Source organism: Bacillus sp. S/N-304-OC-R1, from assembly GCF_019749375.1.
Taxonomy (GTDB): domain Bacteria; phylum Bacillota; class Bacilli; order Bacillales; family Cytobacillaceae; genus Cytobacillus.
On sequence record NZ_JACWFE010000001.1, the window covers coordinates 156,508 to 177,231 of the forward strand.

Here is a 20,724-nt window from a genome sequence, read left to right on the forward strand (position 1 = left end):
TATTCGGTTGGAGGTAAGATATAAGATGAGCCATTTTGATCCCTCTAAACTACAGACTAAATTCATCTCACCAGCTTCAGCACTAAAGCCTATATTAGGTAGAAAATATACTCTAACACATTCAGATGAGAGCGGGGAATTATACTTAAGTATTGGCACGCAATACGATAACAATAGTATTAACTTAAAAAAACGTGATGAGGTGATAGCTGAATGGACACTTGTAGAGGGAAGGATCACCTTGATTGGAACTGTTTACGTAACTGGCGGGGAATTTGATGAAGAAATCGCAAATAGAAGATTCGTGATTTTTCAAAAAGAATTACCACTCGCATTAAAGGCAATATTTTTCGGAGATCGTTTACTATTTTCCTACTATCCTTACCTTCTTCATGCCCCTATTTATATTCAGTTCCAATCGGTGTTACCGCGGTATCATCAAATGATAAATTATGGCACTCCAACGCAGTATTTAAATATACGATATTAAATTAATTATACCGGACTAATATTATGTAAAATAAGTTAGTTGAGTCTTAATCAAATTTCGACTGCCTCATTTGATTGATAATAAAGCACCGCATTTCTTAAAGGAAGCGGTGCTCATTAAATTACGGCATTTAATTGTAACGTTTTATCATCAATTAAATACTTTCATTTTATTTAAATGAACATAAGTATTATCTGATTCACACGTTCTAAATAAATATTAGTGGTAGAAATATCTGCATGACCAGCCCAATCTTTGACAACCGCAAGCGGTACATCTTGTTCAAGCAGCATTGTAACAAACGTATGCCTGAACCAATGTGGAGAAACTTTTGAGTTTCTTCCAGCTAAAGAAACAGCTTCCTTCACCATTTTATAGAGGCTGGCATAAGTCAGCCTTTTTTTATGTTCGAATGGTCCTTTCTTATTATATAGAGAGAAGAAGAGAGGACTGATATCTTCTGGATTTATTTCTACTGACTCTCCAAGGCTTTGACGATAATCTAATATCACCTCAATGGTTTCTTCTTTAATAGGGATGGTTCTCGCTTTGTTTCCTTTACCAATCACATCGGCAAAAAGATAGCCTTGTCGATTATACCGAAAACTTCCCCAATTTAAACTTAATAACTCACTCGCGCGAAGACCAGTAGTATAGAGAAGGTAACCAATCAATAAATTTCGCTTTTGCAGCTGTTCGCGATTTCTATTTGCTTTCACAATTTTCGGGAAGAAGGAAATCAGATATTCTGCATCTTTCTGATTTAACTCTCTGACTTGGACACGAGTTTGCCCTGTTTCTTGCCGAGTTTTATCTATTATATAATGACCTTTTTTAGATGTTGGCTTAGTGATCCAAGTAGAAAGATGAGCCTTATAAAATTGTGTTTCATATCCAAAGTCTAATAGTCTTCGAAAAAACTCTAGTTTCCGAATAGCGGATTTAGGAGCATACTTTTCTGTTATATATTTATTGTATGCTTTTACTTCTGGGAAGCCGATATCCCGAAAAGAGAGAGAATGCTCTGTTAAAAAGAGGAGCAGCGTCTTGGCATCCGAACGATACGCTCTAATCGTGTGAGAGGAAAGCTGTTTATCTAAAGAGAAAATTTTTTCTAAAAAAAACATTTCCAAAAATTCCTGCTCAGAACTTTCTGAGAGAGTAAGATTTCTATTTTCATCAAGCAAGTTCCGATGTGCTAATTCATTTTTCAGCTTCATTAAATATTGTTCACTCGTTAATTGATCAAAAAGGATTAAATCATTCATAGTCAATCTCCTAAGTTGATTATAATCTTATTATGTATAGTAAAGATAAGGCATACTTATCTTTACTTCTATATTATCATAGAATATTTGTTCTATATAGTGGAATTGATCAAATACGTAGTTATTTGTTACGCGTCTGAGATTCGCTCTCAGACGAAATTACTTTTGTTTTTTAATACGATAGGTCATTCATTTGAATACAGAGCGCCTTAGCGAAAATGGCAGAGAATTGGATTCGATCTTTCTGGCTCTTAAAAAGAGAAGTACATCTAAACTGACCTAAAATTATATTAATAAAATATTTTTTTAGTCTAAACCCGTTATTTTTAGCATTTTATCTATAATTTAATATATCAATATAATAAAATCCAAAAATGTACAAAATAAAACAATTTCTAATATTCATAGCTTACAATCGTGTTGGATGAATAATTTTATTCGACCACTAGATACAGTAAAAAATCATCTATTGCTTGCTAGTAGTGCATGTGTACGTCGTCCAAATGTTTTATTATTTGGAAGTACTAATAATAATGATCCCAACCTAATGGTAATGGAGACGGCGGGGGAAGTTATCCAGAACGCCCCAAACATTATCTTCAAGTTGTGGAGGAGAACTTCCTGATAATGTTTATTATGTGAAATAGAAGATAGTTATCGTTCTGTTAAGAGCTTTTTCTAGTTTACATAATATATATTATAGGAAGTAATACTAAAATGGTCTCAGTTACTAAGTATACTTAAAATAGTGAGACAGAATCGAAAAATGGTTAACAAATGAATGAATTAAACTTTTTCATACATAAATTCATTCTTAACCCAACATCATTAACTAGATTTGATCTTGATCCCAAGTAATGCATTTAGCTTAATTAATCCATTTTTCATTGAGATTTTTTCTAGCCTAATTTCAAAATAAAGTTCAATATAAAAACAAATATTACGTTAATTTTTCCCATTAAATTGCCTCTTTTCAATCCCGTTGGTTCGCGTTCAAGTTTACATAATATAATTATGTATATTCCTTTGCATCCATTAAAAAAACAGACACTGATCAACTGTGTCTGTTTTCAATTTTCATTCACTATTTTGTGTACTGTTAAAAAAATCTGCATTTTCATTTCTTTTCCCTTGCTGCTTTTTTGTTTTTCCCATTTTTCCATCTGATTCATAACTCATCCTTATAGAATCTTTATTTTTATTTTCCACTGAGGATCACCCCTTTCCATGTTTATAGTGTGTATTTATTAGGCTTTTATGCCATTTTCGGATTTTGACCAAAAAAAATACAGGAGAAGATCCTGTCATTTTTGTGAGGAGATATTAAAAATACTTATGTCTCAATGGGCTGTATTACAGCATTTAAATACTGGCGGGGAGTTCCATAATAAATCATCTTATTGAAATCTTCATAATTTGAATCAAAGTGAATGTAGATTGGTGAATCTAACAGCCAAGGATAATTTGAGTAGAATACTCGATCACCATAAACAATGGCTGATAATGCTTGTTCTACTTCTCGTTGAAAAATCATAAAACGTATTTTGGCATATTGCTTATCAAACTCCTGATCACTTACAAAGACCTTTCCGCTTAAAACATATTGACCCATTTGCGGAACCCATTCTGCAAAAACTTCATCACGAAATTTTCGGTTTGCGTCATTCGAATGATAATGATAACCAATAGTTAAAAACCATTCACCTGAAGTATTGGATTGAAGCAACGTATATTTTCTCCCATCTACTGGCCTAAATTCAGTTGTTGGCGGTAAATAAGATACCGATAATTGGTCTACATCCAATTTATTCACGATAAGTGCCCCCTTCCTAAAAGTTAGGATTTTCACTTACCTCATTTTATGTCCCTTTCAAAAAAACGTGACAATTGCCTAATTCCTCTATTTTTTTATACGAGGATTGTTCTCCATCACTCTCGTCTTCTTTAAAATCCATTTCCCATTTTCATACAGCCAATTGGATTCGATAATAGCTATCCTATCTGCATGGTAAGCACCACTGACAGCTTGAGTTCCTCTTAACCCGTATTGATTATCCATTAGAATAGGCTTTAAAGTTGAAAAGCTATCAACCATTAGCTCGGTTGGCTCACTAAGCTTCCCTTTTTGATATAAGCCAGTCTTTTCATAGTCATCAGCACGGTTACTTAAATCGAAAGTATAGGATTCCCCAGTATCTTGTATGGTTATCGATGCCTTATAGCCGTCTAAAAATTGACTGTTAATAACAAGCGGATCAGGGACTGATAAATCTTCCAAACTTAAATTTTTCAACGTATATAAGTAATGATTTGTAATGCCTCCGCTTCCACCTGTATCCACTGTTATAAAAATATCCTTTATTCCATCATGATTTAAATCAACAAAATTTACCCTCGGGTTAAATCCGCTATCTACATCAATTTTTATTGTTTTTTTATTCAAGGTTTGAATCTCTACAAATATTTCCTTTAAAAATTCAGTGCCTTCCTCATATGGCAGCCCTTTAATGACAATTAGATCTTTTTTTCCATCTCCTGTAACATCGGCTTTTTCTTTTGAAATCGTCATTATTTTATTTTGATTTTCTCCGGCATTCGCAGCGGTAATTGCTGATAATGTTAGAAAGAAAAACGCTGCGAGAGCAAATAATACTTCTTTTCTCATGGACATTTCCATCCTCCTTGGACATATCTCAGCTTATTTTGTCCAATAATGGAAATTTAATGTATTTATTTTTAATTTATGAAAAAAACCCTTATCCAGTTAGGACAAGGGTATAAAAATGATTTATTTATCTTTTGTCTTTTTTAATGCTTCTTCTTTCGTTTCCCAGCATTCAACACCTTCTAAGCCGGGAATTGTGTCCGCATAGAATATAGGGTCTTTGCCCTGTTTTCTTTGCTCTCTATAATCTTTTAATGCAGCAAAAGAAATTTTACCAAGCATAACAATGGCAACTAGATTTATTAATGCCATAATACCCATAAATAAATCAGCTAAATTCCACACAATGGATAAATCAGCAACTGTACCGAAAATGACCATTCCAACAACAGCCAATCGGTAAATAAACAATGCTACACGGTTATTTTTAATAAATTCTATATTTGTTTCACCATAGTAATAATTACCAATAACCGAACTAAATGCAAATAAGAAAATTGCAACTGCTATAAATAGTGGAGCCCAAGATCCAACATGCTCACTCATAGCAGCTTGGGTTAATTGAATGCCTGTAAGCCCTGAAGTTGAGAAGTCACTATACAGCAAAATGATAAATGCTGTTGCCGAACAAATTAAAATCGTGTCCACAAATACACCTAAAGTCTGAATCAAACCTTGTTTAACTGGATGGCTCACTGCTGCGGTTGCAGCAGCATTTGGTGCACTCCCCATACCTGCTTCATTCGAGAATAGTCCCCGTTTGATTCCCATCATGATTGCAGCCCCTAACGTTCCGCCAACTGCTTGCTTCATACCGAATGCACCTTTAATAATCATCATAATCAAATGAGGAATTTCAGTAATGTTCATTAAGACAACGATAATAGCAACCACAAGATAAATAACTGCCATAATTGGTACAATTACTTGTGATACATTCGCAATTCGTTTAACACCGCCAAAAATAATTATCGCTGTTAAAGCTGCGAGCACAAAGCCAATGGAAAGACGGCTCATGCCGAACGCCTCATTAAAAGCTAAAGAAATGGTATTTGATTGCACAGAGTTAAAAACAAGACCAAAACAAAAAGTTATGATGATAGCAAAAATAATCCCTAACCAGCGTTTTTTAAGCCCTTTTTCCATATAGTAAGCCGGACCGCCGCGAAAACCATCATTGTCCTTAACTTTATAAATCTGGGCTAATGTGCTCTCAACAAAGCTGGAAGCTGCTCCTAAAAATGCAATCAGCCACATCCAAAAGACAGCACCAGGACCTCCAGCTGCAATTGCTGTTGCGACACCAGCTATATTTCCGGTCCCAACACGTGAAGCCGCACTAATACAAAAAGCCTGGAAAGATGAAATTCCCCTTTTTCCTTCTGCGGAAATCATAGATTTATCGCCTAATATGCGAAACATCTCGCCTATATAACGAAATTGAACAAATTTAGTTCTAAAACTAAAATAAGCGCCTAATAAAATTAATACGGCAATTAGAATATAGGTCCATACTAAATCATTAAGAACCCCTACTGCCGATTCAAGACCCTTTAATAGGAAATCCATTTTATACCTCCCAGCAAAATTCTGCGTTTTTTATTATATTGATATATTAATCACACCATACTAATCTATCAAAAGATTAGTGAATAAACAAGTGTTGATTCAATCCTAATAATAAGGAGGAATTAATAATTTAATGAGCGTATCCTATATATACCCCGATTTTAAAAATGAAATCTGGTTTTCTCTATTTACCGTATATTTCATATTTAGTCATTTTCTTCTTCAATCTGTATCTCTGAAAATTCTTCTTCAATCACTATATCTGAATAATCTTCTGCAAATTCATTAGATTCTCCATCTTCAGTTTGTTCATTGGAAAATGTTCCTTTTTCAGCTGTATTTTTATCCGCTTTCATGGCAATAACCTCATCAAAATATTCCTTAAGTTGTTCATTCATTTCTTTCGGGATTGTATCCTTTCCGAAAGTTGCTCCTATATTAAGCGCGCCGCTTAATTCCTTAATACCTACTTGAGCAATATTATTATTCTGTTCATACTTGTCCAAATAAAATTTATCGATGTGAATCTCTTTTATAACAACAGGGTTTTCGGATAATCCTTTTTCTTTTTTATTCAATTCTTCAAATTGATTAAGCTTCTGCTCGATTAATTCTAATTTTTGAAAAAGAGTGTGCTCGGTTTCGTTATAGTTATCATTGTTATCTGAGTTGAATTGTGCAATCCCATCTGTAGATAAGGTTAAAGTGTTCATTTTTTCTTGAATCATTTCAACTCTTCCAATAACTATCTCATGAACTTTATCTTGATGAGCTATTTTTCGCTTAATGCTTTCAACAGATTTTTCAAGAAGTTTTATTTTATCATTGAAATCATCGTTTTGAATTAAGGCAGTACTTACAACTTCTTGCACTTTGGATTGGATGAAATATTCTATTTTATCTTTGTTTAGGTTACCAGTATCTAAGTTTTTAGCAGTAACCATTAATTCATCCTTAATCTTTTGGATCGAGAATAATTTTTCTTCCAGTTTTAACAGCCTTTTAATATGCAGTTCAAGTGTATTGATTTTTAAGAAACTCTTTTCGAGCTCCAAAATCTTTTGGGTTATATTTTCATGATTTCGATTTTGGTTGAATAAATCTTTTATAGACATATATATTTACCCCACTATATTCATAATTTAATTTAAAACCATGTAAGAAATCATGTGAATAACAAACGTGTAGAGGGATTTGGTGAAAATCTGAGAGATAGGGGATTTTCCTCTGCCTGGATTCAACATTGATGATCCAAATTTCAGGAAACTAAGGATTCGAAGAAATTAGTTTACTAATCGATAATCACCTTTTCCTCTTGTATATACTTTCTTTTATACGTTAGAGTTAGCACTCCATTTTGAAATTTAGCCTTTATCTGATCCGAATCAGTTGCTTCAGGTAATTCAACAACTCTTTGAAATTGCCCCTGTATCCTTTCCTGAAGTACCGCCTCGCCTGCCACAATCGGTACTGTAGATCCTTTAAGTAATAATTTGTTCCCCGATACTGACACATGTAGATCTTCTTTTTTATATCCTGGCAAATCGGCAATAACAATAACTTCAAGATCATTTATATATATATCAATGTTTGGAAACTGATTTTTTATCGTACGTTGTCGTGATGGTTCACTAGCACCCATCTCCATATTTTCTTTCATAAATTGGTTAAAGGATGATTGGTCAAGCATGCCGCTCCAAAAATCACCTGTTTGATAACTTTTTGCTAGTTCCATCCATTGCTTTAATTTATCAAAATCCATTTATTGTTCCTCCTACCTATTAACATAAAATTGCGTGAACTGAATTGAGTTCGATAAGAGGTGAACTCCAGTAACAGGTGTATCTATTAACATTAATATTTTTCTAATAAAAATTAATTCCTTTGAAAATGCTTCTGCTATAAATAATGCAAAAAAGACCCCTGCACTTTAATACAGGGATCTCCTTCCTACTCTTCACAAGCAGGATCATTTATTTTATTTTCAATTTTCCAGACATTTTTTGTTTTACCGCTTTCTGTTTCATCAAGAATAAACGAACCATTTGAATAACGATCATTAAATCGAATAGCAGAGGCTTTTGTTGATTCAATGATACCTTTTTCTGTTTCCATATAGATATCATCATTTTCGTTGACAATAACAGCTCCAACTACTCGGTGAGGATTTGATTTAAGTTCTCTTAACATTACAACTCCTCGTTTAGCACGGGAAGCTCGTTCAAATTCGGCTAATTTCATTCGTTTAATGGCACCACGCTGGGTAACAATAACAACCGATTGAGTTTCAGGACCGGCAATCACTTGACCTCCAGTAACATAGTCACTATCTTTCAAATTAATTCCCTTTACCCCAGCTGCCCTTGTCCCAACAATACTGACTTCTTCCTCATGGAACCATAGTCCATAACCGTTATAAGTAGAAAGGAATAAATCTTTTGAACCGTCCGTAATATAGACATCGATTACTTCATCATCATCCTTTAGGTTAATCGCTACTAGCGGTTTGGAGTAACGCTGTGCTTTATATAACTTAAGTTCGGTTTTCTTCACCATTCCATATTTCGTTACAAATAATAGGAATGACTCTGTTTCGAAATCCTTAACCGGAAGTGCCTTGACGATCGACTCGTCTCCATCAATTGGTATAATGTTTGCTACATGCTGCCCAAGATCCTTCCAGCGTATATCAGGAAGATTATGAACTGGACAATATAAGTAATTTCCTTTATTTGTGAACAATAATAATACATCTGTTGTGTTCATTTCTAACTGAGCCAGGATCCTATCAGAATCCTTCATACCAAAATCCTGTCCGTTAGAGGCTGCAAATGAACGAGTGCTTGTCCGCTTGACATAGCCTTCTTTTGTCACAGTAACAATGACATCCTCACTTGCGATTAGCACTTCCAGATTAATTTTGATCTCTTCAATTTCTTCCTCAATCACAGTTCGGCGATCGTCAGCAAAGCGTTTTTTTACATCTTTTAACTCTTTCTGAATAACAGAATAAAGCTTTTTCTCGCTTTCAAGGATTGCAGTTAATTCATTAATTTTCTTAGACAATTCTTCTGCTTCTTCACGTAATGCAGTAATATCAGTATTTGTTAAACGATATAACTGTAAAGACACAATAGCCTCTGCTTGTGCTTCAGTGAAAGCAAATTTGGCGATTAAATTATCTTTCGCATCCCGTTTGTCCTTAGATGCTCTAATTGCCGCAATGACTTCATCTAGTATTGATAAAGCCTTCATTAATCCTTCAACAATATGCTGCCTTGCTTTAGCTTTTTCTAAATCAAATGCTGTTCTCCTAGTAACAACTTCTTTACGATGCTGTATATATGCATCAAGCAGTTCCCTAAGCCCCATTAATTTCGGGTGTCTATTTGAAATTGCCACCATATTAAAATTATAAGGAACTTGTAAATCACTATTTTTATATAAGTAATGAAGAACACCTTCTGGATCTGCATCTTTTTTAAGCTCGATGACGATGCGCAAGCCTGTCCGATCTGTTTCATCACGAACTTCAGCAATGCCTTCTACTTTACGGTCTAGCCGGAATTCATCAATTTTCTTTACAAGATTGGCTTTATTAACATCAAATGGGATTTCGGTAATAACAATTTGTTTCTTTCCGCCGCGAATTTCTTCAAATTCTGTTTTCCCGCGGACAATGATTTTACCCTTCCCAGTTTCATATGCTTTTTTAATTCCTTCTACACCTTGGATAATACCGCCAGTTGGAAAATCAGGTCCTTTTATATATTTCATCAAATCATCAACAGAACAATTAGGGTTTTCCAACCTGTGAATGACACCATCTATAACCTCGTTAAGGTGATGTGGTGGAATTTCTGTTGCATATCCGGCTGAGATACCTGTAGAACCATTGACTAAGAGATTTGGAAACATAGCAGGCAAAACAGTTGGCTCATTAGATGTATCATCAAAGTTCGGAACAAAATCTACTGTCCGTTTCTCAATATCTTTGAGCAATTCTGAAGAAATTGCAGAAAGTCTTGCCTCAGTGTAACGCATCGCTGCCGGAGGATCTCCGTCTATACTTCCATTATTTCCATGCATCTCAACAAGAAGATTACGCAATTTCCATTCCTGGCTCATCCGCACCATTGCATCATAAACAGATGTATCCCCATGTGGGTGATAGTTACCAATTACATTTCCTACAGTCTTTGCTGATTTCCGGAATCCTTTTTCATGTGTATTTCCCTCTACATGCATTGCATATAGTATTCGGCGCTGAACAGGCTTTAACCCATCTCTGGCATCAGGTAAGGCCCGTTCCTGGATAATATATTTACTATAGCGGCCAAAACGATCACCAAGAACATCTTCTAGAGGGAGATCACGAAACTTTTCAGCAGATGGCATTATTCAATCTCCTCCTCTATGACTGATATATTTTCATTTTCTAGTATACTTGCATCTTCTTCTAAGCCAAAAGCAACATTCGTCTCAATCCATTTGCGGCGCGGCTCAACTTTATCACCCATAAGAGTAGTCACCCTTCTTTCTGCTCTCGCAGCATCATCAATTCTAACTCGAATTAACGTTCGGGTTTCTGGATCCATCGTTGTTTCCCATAATTGATCCGCATTCATCTCGCCTAGACCTTTATAACGCTGTAGCATATAGCCTTTTCCTACCTTTTTAATAGCATCCTGTAAATCATCGTCACTCCAAGCATACTCTATAACTTCCTTCTTGCCTGTACCCCTGCTTACTTTATATAAAGGTGGCAACGCAATATAAACCTTCCTTGCATCTAGAAGCGGTCTCATATAACGGTAGAAAAAGGTTAGGAGAAGAACTTGGATATGAGCTCCATCTGTATCAGCATCCGTCATGATAATCACCTTGTCGTAATTAACATCAGCTACATTAAAATCTGCTCCAACACCAGCACCAACCGCATGGATAATCGTATTGATTTCTTCATTCTTAAAAATATCCTGTAGCTTTGCTTTTTCCGTATTAATTACTTTACCACGCAGCGGCAAAACAGCCTGAAAACGACGGTCACGTCCTTGTTTTGCCGAACCTCCTGCTGAATCCCCTTCGACTAAATACAATTCATTTTTTTGGGGATTTCTAGATTGAGCAGGTGTTAACTTACCAGAAAGTACAGCCTCTGCACGTTTTCTTTTCTTTCCGCTTCGAGCATCTTCACGCGCTTTACGTGCTGCTTCACGAGCCTGATATGCTTTAATAGCCTTTTTTATCAACAACGAACTAATGTTCGGGTTTTCTTCAAGAAAGTAAGATAAATGCTCAGATACAACCGCATCTACTGCTGATCTAGCTTCACTTGTTCCAAGCTTGCCTTTTGTTTGACCTTCAAATTGGAGTAAATCCTCTGGAACACGTACAGAAATAATGGCTGTAAATCCTTCGCGAATATCTGCACCATCTAAATTTTTCTCTTTTTCCTTTAGCAGATTGACCTTTCTAGCATACTCATTAAAAATACGAGTCATCGCTGTTTTTGCCCCTGCCTCATGTGTTCCGCCATCCTTCGTACGAACATTATTAACGAATGAAAGAACATTTTCTGAATAGCCGTCGTTAAATTGGAAAGCAAAATCTACTTCAATTCCATTTTGCTCACCTTCAAAGCTAACGACAGAGTGTAAAACATCCTTTTCTTCATTTAAATATTCAACGAAAGCCTCAATTCCGTTTTCAAAATGAAACACTTCATGTAGTCCATGACGTTCATCGATAATTTCTATTTTCATTCCTTTTAAAAGGAAGGCTGACTCACGTAACCGCTCACACAAAGTTTCATAGTTATAAGTAGTTGCGGAGAAAATCGTTTTATCGGGCTTAAATTTAATTGTTGTCCCGGTTTGATTTGTTTTCCCTATTTTTTCAAGTGTCGTTACCGGCTTACCGCCATTTTCAAAGCGCTGTTCATAAATAATACCATCACGCTTTATCGTAACGACTAGCCATTCAGACAGTGCGTTTACAACTGAAGCACCAACTCCATGAAGACCGCCGCTCGTTTTATAGCCGCCTTGGCCAAATTTTCCGCCTGCATGCAGGACTGTTAATATAACTTCTGGAGTAGGCTTACCCATTCGATGCATTCCGGTAGGCATTCCGCGTCCTTTATCTATTACACTTATTGAATTATCTTTATGTATTTTGACAATGATTTGATCGCCGAAACCTGCCAATGCCTCATCGACAGCATTATCGACAATTTCATACACAAGATGATGTAGTCCTCTTGCATCCGTACTCCCAATGTACATACCCGGGCGCTTTCTTACAGCCTCTAGCCCTTCGAGTACTTGTATGGCATCATCATTATAGTCAAAAGCTCCCTGATTTCTTGCCACAAACATACCCCTTTCGTAACTGCAAAAAGAATTGCTTAAAAAGTTATAATCAATTACCTATTCAATTATGTAAGAAAACATTTCGATTGGAAACAAACTTGATTATACCTTCATTTAACGTATTCGTCTAAAAAATGATTAATCCTCTATTAATTAAAGAAAAACCAAGACGCAAACAAATGTTCTTAATATGTATTTTACCACATATTAAAAAGCGTCTATGCTTTATTTTATCGATTTATTCAAATTTGGCAAATAAGGTTTGGACCGAAATACGATCAAAGAATTGAAACTAACCTTAAATATATTTGGAAAAATAAAAAATGAGATCTATTTTAGATCTCATGAATTGGCTTATTTGGTTAAGGCATGTTCTACTTTTATACAGCGATCCATTACAACTGTATAGCCCTTTTCCTTTAAAAAGTTATAGGCACCTTCGTCAATGCAGCCAAGCTGTGACCAAAAAACATCTGCATCAATTTCTGCAAATTCCTTCGCAACTTCGAGCAAATGTTCGGATCGGCGAAAAACATTAACAATATCCACATGACCTTCAATATCCTTCAATCTCTTTACAGCCTTAACTCCCAATACTTCATCAACTGTTGGATTAACAGGAATTATTTCATAGCCTGCATCCTGCATTGCCTTTGAAACCATATATGATGTTCTTTCAGGATTGCCGCTTAAACCAACTACTGCGACTTTTTTTGCTTTTTTGAGAATGACACCGAGCTCATCCCTGCTAGGAATTTCAATTGCCATATAAGGACCCTCCAACTATTATCATTTTTTGATCTATCTTTATCATACCGAATTAATAGTATTTTTACTAATATAGGGTTTAGGTTATTGAAGAGGAAGGGTCAGTACAAGCAAGTTTAGTAAGCAATTGTTTCTAGCCTTTTAACTAAACGATTAATGGATTTATTCGATTCTTTTAAAATTATTTCTTTATCCATTGTGTTCATTCGTCGATTTTCCATAAGAATTTTACCGTTAACAATAGTTGTTTCTACATCAGCTCTTGTTGCTGAATAAACAATTCTAGAAATCGGATCGATATCAAAAGACGGATATACGTGAAAATCATTCAGATTTAATATGGCTAAATCCGCTTTTTTTCCAACCTCAATACTGCCAATATCATTTTCCATGCCAACAGCCTTTGCACCGCCGATAGTAGCCATTCGGAATACAGTTCTGGCATTCATTGCAGTCGGTCCATGTATTGGTTTTTGAATAATTGCGGCCATTCTCATTTCATTAAACATATCCAAGTTATTGTTACATGGGGCTCCATCAGCACCAAGACTTACATGTGCATGGGAATCCAAAAGAGAAGGAATTTCAGCAATACCAGATGCAAGCTTAAGATTTGAACCAGGACAATGACTGACTTTGACACCACGTTCTTTAATTATTCTCTTCTCCTCTTCATCAAGCCATACGCAATGTGCAAGTATTAACCTCTCATTTGCAAGACCAATACTGTCTAAATAGACTACATTCCTCATTCCATGATCTCGCTCAACTAATAATATTTCCGTTGCATTTTCTGAAGCATGAGTATGAACCTTAACATTATATTGATGGGAAAGGTCTCTGACATTTGTTAATAATTCTTCTGTACAGGACACAACAAATCGCGGACAAAAGGCATACTGGACTCTGCCTCTATCATAATTATGCCATTTTTCAAGAAGGTCAACACTTTGCTGAATTGAATCCTTTGTATTTTCCCGTAATAATACAGGGACTTCATCGCCTTTATCCATCATTACTTTGCCCGCCAAGGCTCTGATTCCACTTTCTGCAATGGCTTTAAAAGCCGAATCTGTATGATGGACTGTTTCCATATCTACTACCGTTGTTGTCCCGCTTTGCAGCAGCTCTCCAATTCCGAGCATGGCAGAATAATAAATAGATTCTTCATCATGTGAAGCCTCTAGTGGCCAAATTTTTTGTTTTAGCCAATCTAATAGTTCAAGATCATCTGCTTGGCCTCTAAACAATGTTTGACATAGATGAATGTGGGTTTGGATAAAGCCGGGAATGACAGTCTTGGCGGTTCCATCTATAACTTTGCTGGCAAAATGAGGAAGGTTTTGACCAATCTCAACGATCCGATCATCTATAATATAAATATCACCAGTAATGATCTCTTCGTTATCGTTCATCGTAATAATTTCTGCATTTTTTATTAAAATGCTGCTCATTTTACCCCTCCTTGCAAAGATTCCGCACTATCTGCCGTTTCATTGCTATAGGATAAAATTAATGATTTATAAAACTCAATTGATCTTCTATAGGATGAAATACTGACCCATTCATTAGGCTGATGAGCTAATTTTTCATCACCTGGCCCATAGATTAGTGTCGGAATTACACTTCTTGGGTTTAATACCGCGGCATCAGTATAATAAGAAACACCAAAACAATTGGTATCCTGTTCATCCTTAATAGCGAATGCACATTGAATAATATCAGATGTCACAGGGGTTAATACAGGTGGACGGTCAAGAACTTTTGTAATATTAAACTGGTAGAGTATATTTCTTTCAACGAGTTTATTTAGCTCTGTATTCAGCTCTACCATCAACCTGTCATGGGATTGTGGGGGAACAGTCCTTATATCTATACGGATGGTACATTTATCAGGAATAACATTTGTTTGAATTCCGCCATTAATCATCGTGACTGCCAAACTGCTGCTTCCTAGAGGTTCCCTCTCTAATTTCCAATCTATCTTCAATCTATCTAATACTTTTATTACTTCAACCATATGATCAACAGCATTAATTCCTTGGTGGGGCATTGCTCCATGTGCTGTTTTCCCAAATGTTGAAATTTCAAGCCATAGGGCACCTTTATGACCCACGACGATTTTTTCATTTGTTGGCTCACCAATTACAAGTGCATCTATTACTCTATTTTCGTTATTATTCAAAAAAGCCCTTGCCCCGCAGCTGTCCACTTCTTCTCCGGCAGTTGCTAAAAACGTGATTGTAGCAGGTGGAACATCCTTTTCTAGATATAATGACTCAAGTGCCAAATACATTGCGGCTAAACCGCTTTTCATATCTGAAGCACCTCTGCCATAGATTCTTTCTCCCACGATTTCCCCTGAAAATGGAGCGTGATCCCATTCAATCTCTCCAGGGGAAACTGTATCCATATGCCCGCAAAGGAATAAATGTTTATCTCCTTTGCCCTTTAGTGTTACTTCAAAATTACTTCGATTTTCTTCAAGGAAAGTCAATTTGAAAGGAATTCCTTTTTTCTTGCATCTTTCAATGAAAACCTCAGTTACTTTGTGTTCATTTCCAGGGGGATTTGAACTATTTATCTGCAGAATTTCTTGAAGAAATTGAATTTCATCCATTATTCCGCCTCCACAATTTGCATTTTTAACGGTGTAACCTTCCAGCCGTTGACTGGTGCCATATCTTGCGAACATGTCGTACAAGCAATAACTACATCCTCCAAAGCTTTCAATTTGACATAATCTCCTGGCTTGGAATGAGGCTCCTCAATTACATAGTCACCTTGATCATCTAGAACATTATTCATAAATAGATTGATAGGATCTGGAATAATAGCAGGATGGATATTATATTTTTTAAGTGCAACTTCTAAATTATCATGACAATTCGGATGATCTTCACTGTCAAAATCAATTTTATAGCGGTAATAATCACAAGCAGGAAAAAATATATCATGGACCCCAACAGTGTCCTCAATAAGCTGCATGAGAGGACGGCGTCTATTGCTGAATAATAAGTCACCTTTTTTTAATCGGATACTGCTTAATGATGCTCTCATATGAACAGGTGAGACATATTCCTTTGGATCCCCATGATTAAAGCAAACAAAATCCCCAACTTGCTTCCCTTCTAAATCGATAATAATAAGCGTTTCTCCTTTTCTTAAAAAGGCACTTCTACCTTCATAAGGAGGTATGATAATTTCTTCACGAATTTTATCCCTATTAAAGATTTCTTTCATACTATCATCCTCCATTTATTCATTCGATGAAGACCGCAACTGCTCTTATAGGAGACCCTGTTCCATTGCGTATTCGGAGCGGGAGCCCGAAATATAAAAACCGCATTCCGGCAATTTGATCGAGATTACAAAGATTCTCTGTATTTGTCATACCATATTCTCTGCAAATAAGGTGTCCAGAAAATTTCGGATCATCCGGGTGATCAATTGCTGGAGCATCAACTCCAATATTGACTACTCCTTTTTCAGCGAGCCATTTGGCTGCGTAGTAATCAAGGCCAGTATAAGTTGTCAACCATTCATCTGTTCCGTATGACCTGTTATAATGTCCCGTATATAGCAGGACAATATCTCCCCTATCAATAAATTGGCCAGATTTCTCAAGTGCTTCTTCAAGATCACGGCTAGTGATATAACGATTAGTGGGGACATGAGATACATCCAAGCAAAGAGCTGGTCCGTAAAAATATTCTAGTGGCATTTCATCGATATACTTCCCATTTGGATCAAACTCATATGTAGCATCACTATGGGTAGGTCCATGTTCGTTAATAATTAAATTATTTGTCGCAAAAGGAAAACCGATCTTTTTTTCCGATTCTTCATGTGTGATATTTGTGAAGATCATCGTTGATGGGTGAAGGGGGAAGACTGGCATCCCATGAAAAATTTCCTGAGTTAAATCAACTAGTTTGACTCCCATGATTTCCCTCCTTATATGTTTTAAATAATTGTAGGGATTACTTCAAATTTATCGACATCAATTAAACCCATATCTGTAATCTTCCATTTAGGGCTTGTAACTAAGGACCAGAATGATAAGTGCATGAATGGTACCTCCATGCTACATCCGAGCTCTTCCTTTGCCAGTCTGGATAATTCATCGACTTTATCGCTCATTTCCTTGCCTGTTAATTCATCTGTCATTAAACCGCCAATACGGAGCGGCAAATCTCCAACTACCTTACTATCCTTTATCATCGCAATACCGCCGCCCATTGCAATCACTCGATTTACAGCTGTTACCATATCTTCGTAATTCGTTCCAGTCACAATAATGTTATGGGTATCATGGGCAACACTTTCTGCTATGGCACCGCTTTTTAGATCAAAACCATGAAGGAAAGTCTTACCAACCTTTCCTGTCCGCCCATGTCGTTCAACAACAAGTAATGGCAAAACATCCTGCTGAAGGCATGGCTGGACAACTCCATCTTTAACATTTAGTGTATATTCGCTTCCTCCAGTTAAGTTTTGGAATGGAATTGCTTCAATAGCTCTGACCTTTGCCCGGCTGCCTGTGGCCTTTATCGTTAATTCATCTAGGGTTACTGCTTTTCTTTTTATTGACTTCTTTACACTTTCTGGATAAATATAAGGAGCAATTTCAATCGTTAATTCGCCTTTTTCAGCTGCCTTTTTACCCCCAAGATAGACTTGATCAACAGTCATATTGGTTAAATCACTAATTACGACGACATCTGCTCTTTTTCCAGGAGCAATTACTCCAACATCTTTAAAGCCAAAGTGAGAGGCTGGATTGATTGTAGCCATTTGAATTGCTTCAACAGGGTCAATTCCCTCAGCGATTGTTCTGCGGATAATGTCATTCATATGACCGAAATTAAGGAGGTCTGCAGGGACCATATCATCAGATACAAGGATTGCTCTTCTTGAATCTAATCCTTCTTCTGTAATGGCGCGAATACATTCTGCCATATTCCTTTGTGATGATCCTTCACGCATGAATACACTTACGCCATAGCGAAGCTTTTCAATCATTTCTTCCTTTGTAGTTGTTTCATGACAAGATACATGTGTTCCACCGCTAATAATATGGGCAGCAAGCTCCTTTCCAAATAATTCTGGAGCATTCCCCTCTACTGTCTTCCCAATACTGTTTGCATAGGAAACAGCTGCCACTAAATCATCAATTAACTCAGGTGCATGCTGGTAGACAGGTTGAATATTACTGAAGCTTTGAATTTCTCCAATTCCTTGAACATAAGGATCATTTAATAAATCCTTCATATCCTTTGCTGAAACGTCATACCCAGACGTTTCCAGCCCAGGTGCATCCGGTACTGCACAAGGAACTGTAAAAAGGATGCGATTAGGAAGTGTTTTCGCTTCTTCAATCATCGCCTTCATGCCATGAACTCCCAGTACGTTGCCGATCTCATGAGGATCACCGATCAGAGTTGTAGTGCCAGTTGGAATAGACAGCTTGGAGAATTCAGTACACGTAAGCATGGCGCTCTCGAAATGCATATGAGAATCAATAAAACCTGGACTAATGAATTTCCCTCTTACATCCTCAACCGTTGTTTTCGGTCCGATTAGATCTTTAGCATCTCCGACCATTAAAATATATTGACCTTTTATAGCGACATCGGCCTCATAAATCTCACGGGTAATGACATTAATAAAATATCCCCCTCTTAGAACAATGTCTGCATAGAGGTTAGGATTTAATAATACATCGATCAATTTTCTGTATTGTATTGCTTCTTTAATCTTTAAAGCGTCCACATTTTACCCCCCTAACATCGTTCCTTCTAAACTATCAATTATTCCAATAATAGCTGCATCTATAGGTGCTTCTTTATTCCTGATAGCCCTTGAAGCCATGCTTCCTGTTACATAAATAACTCTTTCTCCAATACCGGCTCCAACAGTATCAACGGCAATAATGGGGTTCGGCAATACTTGTCCGTCTAATCCAATCGGCTGTGTAATTAAGAGTTTAGTTCCAACTAGATTTTCATCCTTCCTCGTAGCAGTAATCCGACCTACCACTATTCCCATTTGCACAATGAATCGTCCCCTTATTCTAAAATTAATGTGATATTTAACTCTCTTGCCACATCTATAGCAAGAGGAGTAATAATCGATTCCTTTGTTACTATTAAGTGATCATGTTTTTGTAAATGTATATACCGAACAGTTTCTGCAGTTACGATTGTTTTTTTCTCCGTATTCACGAGGGACGATTCTACTCTTTCGTCCGGGTCAATAATTATAATTCCCATCGATTTTAATTCGCTCAGTTGTTTATAAAGTTTTCTTTTCAATAGATTCGTTCCCTTATCCAATCCGTTTAGCTTCCAATGTTCATGATATGGATCGGTGCCTACCTTTAAGGCAACTACCTTTTTCCCAGTTAACAATCCATTTAAGATCATTCGAACAATAGGTCTTTGTTCATTAAAAGAAATAATATCTGAAACTAGGGAAAATGAAAGAATAGGAATCAATATAATATCAGCCTGTTTTATCAATCTTTCTGTTAGTCTTTGGAGCGGAATCCAATCATCATTACCTGTTAATCCAATAAGCTCAGTTCTTGTGTAATTCAAAAATAGAGATTGCTCCGCCGAGATTCGAACGATCCATTGTTTTTTTACTAGTCTGTTTAAATATAAAAGTCCTGGTTCCATTCCTATCAAATGAGAGGTAATTAGAGCCAGGACATATGGTCTTTTCTGTTGGCTCTTGCCCATGCAGTTTCGATCAGACAGCTCCTGCAGAGTGTGCTGCATCATGACACTCTGCTTATATGAGCTCATTCTCATTCACCAATCGTTTTAGATAATAGTGCACGTTCAACTTCACTGTGTGGTCTCGGAATGACATGTACAGAAACAAGTTCCCCAACACGGCTAGCCGCCTCAGCACCAGCGTCAGTCGCAGCCTTCACAGCACCAACATCGCCTCTTACCATAACTGTTACGAGACCAAACCCAACCTTTTCATAACCGCAAATTTCTACATTTGCTGCCTTTACCATTGCATCTGCTGCTTCAACAGCTCCAACTAAACCTTTTGTTTCAACTAACCCTAATGCTTCACCCATAATAATTCCTCCTTATTGTCAATTATTTTATTTATCATTGTCTTCTGCTAAACTATTATTACTCTTTGATTCACTATCCGTATTTTTTTGCGGTTCGTTTTTCGCTAAGTCTTTCGATTTCTTCTTTTTTGTTTCTGTATAATCATTATTTTTCGTTGCAGAGTTTTCGGTGCTAATTAAGTTCTTCTTCTCTAGCTTGAAATTAGGCAGAAGCTTCTGAGCCACTTCATTATGAGCCCTTGGAATTACATGTGAAGAAATGACGTTCCCTACCCGTTCAGCGGCAGCCTTGCCAGCATCTACTGCTGATTTAACTGCAGCAACATCACCACTGAAATGAACAGTAACCCCAAGATAGCCGTTTACTCCTATGACCTTTTCGATGCCGACTATCTCTACATCAGCCGCTTTTACAGCAGCATCCGCAGCAGAAACAGCCGTTAAATAGCCAACTGTTTCAATTAATCCTAGTGCCTGCAATGACATAGCCT

20 protein-coding genes are annotated in these 20,724 nt (G+C 36.6%); 1 reads left to right on the top strand and 19 read right to left on the bottom strand.

The window, feature by feature from the left end:
- Positions 1-25 precede the first annotated feature (25 nt).
- Complete coding sequence (locus tag H0173_RS00790; RefSeq protein ID WP_221844019.1) at positions 26-490, top strand: staygreen family protein; 465 nt, start codon at positions 26-28, stop codon at positions 488-490.
- A gap of 173 nt (positions 491-663) precedes the next feature.
- Here H0173_RS00790 and H0173_RS00795 read toward each other — a convergent pair whose 3' ends face one another.
- From H0173_RS00795 to H0173_RS22505, 19 genes are all read right to left on the bottom strand, one after another.
- Positions 664-1,758 carry a tyrosine-type recombinase/integrase gene (locus tag H0173_RS00795; RefSeq protein ID WP_221844020.1) on the bottom strand — a complete coding sequence of 365 codons (1,095 nt, stop codon included), beginning with the start codon at positions 1,756-1,758 and terminating at the stop codon, positions 664-666.
- A 1,077-nt stretch (positions 1,759-2,835) separates the two neighbouring features.
- Positions 2,836-2,967, bottom strand: coding sequence for a hypothetical protein (locus H0173_RS22115; protein ID WP_260631020.1), 132 nt, complete (start codon positions 2,965-2,967; stop codon positions 2,836-2,838).
- A gap of 124 nt (positions 2,968-3,091) precedes the next feature.
- Positions 3,092-3,571, bottom strand: coding sequence for a staygreen family protein (locus tag H0173_RS00800; RefSeq protein WP_221844021.1), 480 nt, complete (start codon positions 3,569-3,571; stop codon positions 3,092-3,094).
- An 87-nt stretch (positions 3,572-3,658) separates the two neighbouring features.
- Positions 3,659-4,429 carry a hypothetical protein gene (locus H0173_RS00805; protein ID WP_313770588.1) on the bottom strand — a complete coding sequence of 257 codons (771 nt, stop codon included), beginning with the start codon at positions 4,427-4,429 and terminating at the stop codon, positions 3,659-3,661.
- 117 nt (positions 4,430-4,546) lie between these two features.
- On the bottom strand, positions 4,547-5,992 hold the full coding sequence (locus H0173_RS00810) for an alanine/glycine:cation symporter family protein (protein WP_221844022.1): 1,446 nt from the start codon (positions 5,990-5,992) through the stop codon (positions 4,547-4,549).
- 206 nt (positions 5,993-6,198) lie between these two features.
- Complete coding sequence (locus H0173_RS00815; RefSeq protein WP_221844023.1) at positions 6,199-7,107, bottom strand: hypothetical protein; 909 nt, start codon at positions 7,105-7,107, stop codon at positions 6,199-6,201.
- Positions 7,108-7,283: 176 nt separating this feature from the next.
- On the bottom strand, positions 7,284-7,754 hold the full coding sequence (locus tag H0173_RS00820) for an Hsp20/alpha crystallin family protein (protein ID WP_221844024.1): 471 nt from the start codon (positions 7,752-7,754) through the stop codon (positions 7,284-7,286).
- A gap of 188 nt (positions 7,755-7,942) precedes the next feature.
- Entirely contained in the window at positions 7,943-10,390 is a 2,448-nt protein-coding gene (gene parC, locus H0173_RS00825; protein WP_221844025.1) for a DNA topoisomerase IV subunit A, read from the bottom strand.
- Positions 10,390-12,366 (bottom strand): DNA topoisomerase IV subunit B, encoded by a 1,977-nt coding sequence (gene parE / locus H0173_RS00830; protein ID WP_221844026.1) that lies wholly within the window; start codon positions 12,364-12,366, stop codon positions 10,390-10,392. The genes parC and parE overlap by 1 nt, the downstream gene beginning before the upstream one ends.
- 354 nt (positions 12,367-12,720) lie before the next feature.
- Positions 12,721-13,134, bottom strand: a complete 414-nt coding sequence (locus tag H0173_RS00835; protein ID WP_221844027.1) for a CoA-binding protein — start codon at positions 13,132-13,134, stop codon at positions 12,721-12,723.
- A 116-nt stretch (positions 13,135-13,250) separates the two neighbouring features.
- Positions 13,251-14,588, bottom strand: coding sequence for a 5'-deoxyadenosine deaminase (locus H0173_RS00840; protein WP_221844028.1), 1,338 nt, complete (start codon positions 14,586-14,588; stop codon positions 13,251-13,253).
- Complete coding sequence (locus H0173_RS00845) at positions 14,585-15,754, bottom strand: M20 family metallopeptidase (protein ID WP_221844029.1); 1,170 nt, start codon at positions 15,752-15,754, stop codon at positions 14,585-14,587. The genes H0173_RS00840 and H0173_RS00845 overlap by 4 nt, the downstream gene beginning before the upstream one ends.
- The gene (locus tag H0173_RS00850) at positions 15,754-16,377 is read right to left on the bottom strand and encodes a DUF1989 domain-containing protein (RefSeq protein ID WP_221844030.1); all 624 of its coding nucleotides are present in this window, start codon (positions 16,375-16,377) and stop codon (positions 15,754-15,756) included. Before H0173_RS00850 ends, H0173_RS00845 begins: the two co-directional genes overlap by 1 nt.
- Positions 16,378-16,396: 19 nt before the next feature.
- Entirely contained in the window at positions 16,397-17,080 is a 684-nt protein-coding gene (locus H0173_RS00855; protein ID WP_221844031.1) for a cyclase family protein, read from the bottom strand.
- A gap of 20 nt (positions 17,081-17,100) precedes the next feature.
- Positions 17,101-18,909 carry an adenine deaminase gene (gene ade / locus H0173_RS00860; RefSeq protein ID WP_221844032.1) on the bottom strand — a complete coding sequence of 603 codons (1,809 nt, stop codon included), beginning with the start codon at positions 18,907-18,909 and terminating at the stop codon, positions 17,101-17,103.
- A 3-nt stretch (positions 18,910-18,912) separates the two neighbouring features.
- A complete protein-coding gene (locus H0173_RS00865; RefSeq protein ID WP_221844033.1) occupies positions 18,913-19,191 on the bottom strand; it encodes a EutN/CcmL family microcompartment protein in 279 nt (92 codons plus the stop codon).
- Positions 19,192-19,205: 14 nt separating this feature from the next.
- Positions 19,206-19,946, bottom strand: a complete 741-nt coding sequence (locus H0173_RS00870; RefSeq protein WP_221844034.1) for a hypothetical protein — start codon at positions 19,944-19,946, stop codon at positions 19,206-19,208.
- Positions 19,947-19,948: 2 nt separating this feature from the next.
- Positions 19,949-20,233, bottom strand: a complete 285-nt coding sequence (locus H0173_RS00875; protein WP_066288284.1) for a BMC domain-containing protein — start codon at positions 20,231-20,233, stop codon at positions 19,949-19,951.
- A 27-nt stretch (positions 20,234-20,260) separates the two neighbouring features.
- Positions 20,261-20,719, bottom strand: coding sequence for a BMC domain-containing protein (locus tag H0173_RS22505; protein ID WP_221844035.1), 459 nt, complete (start codon positions 20,717-20,719; stop codon positions 20,261-20,263).
- Between the last annotated feature and the right edge of the window lie 5 nt (positions 20,720-20,724).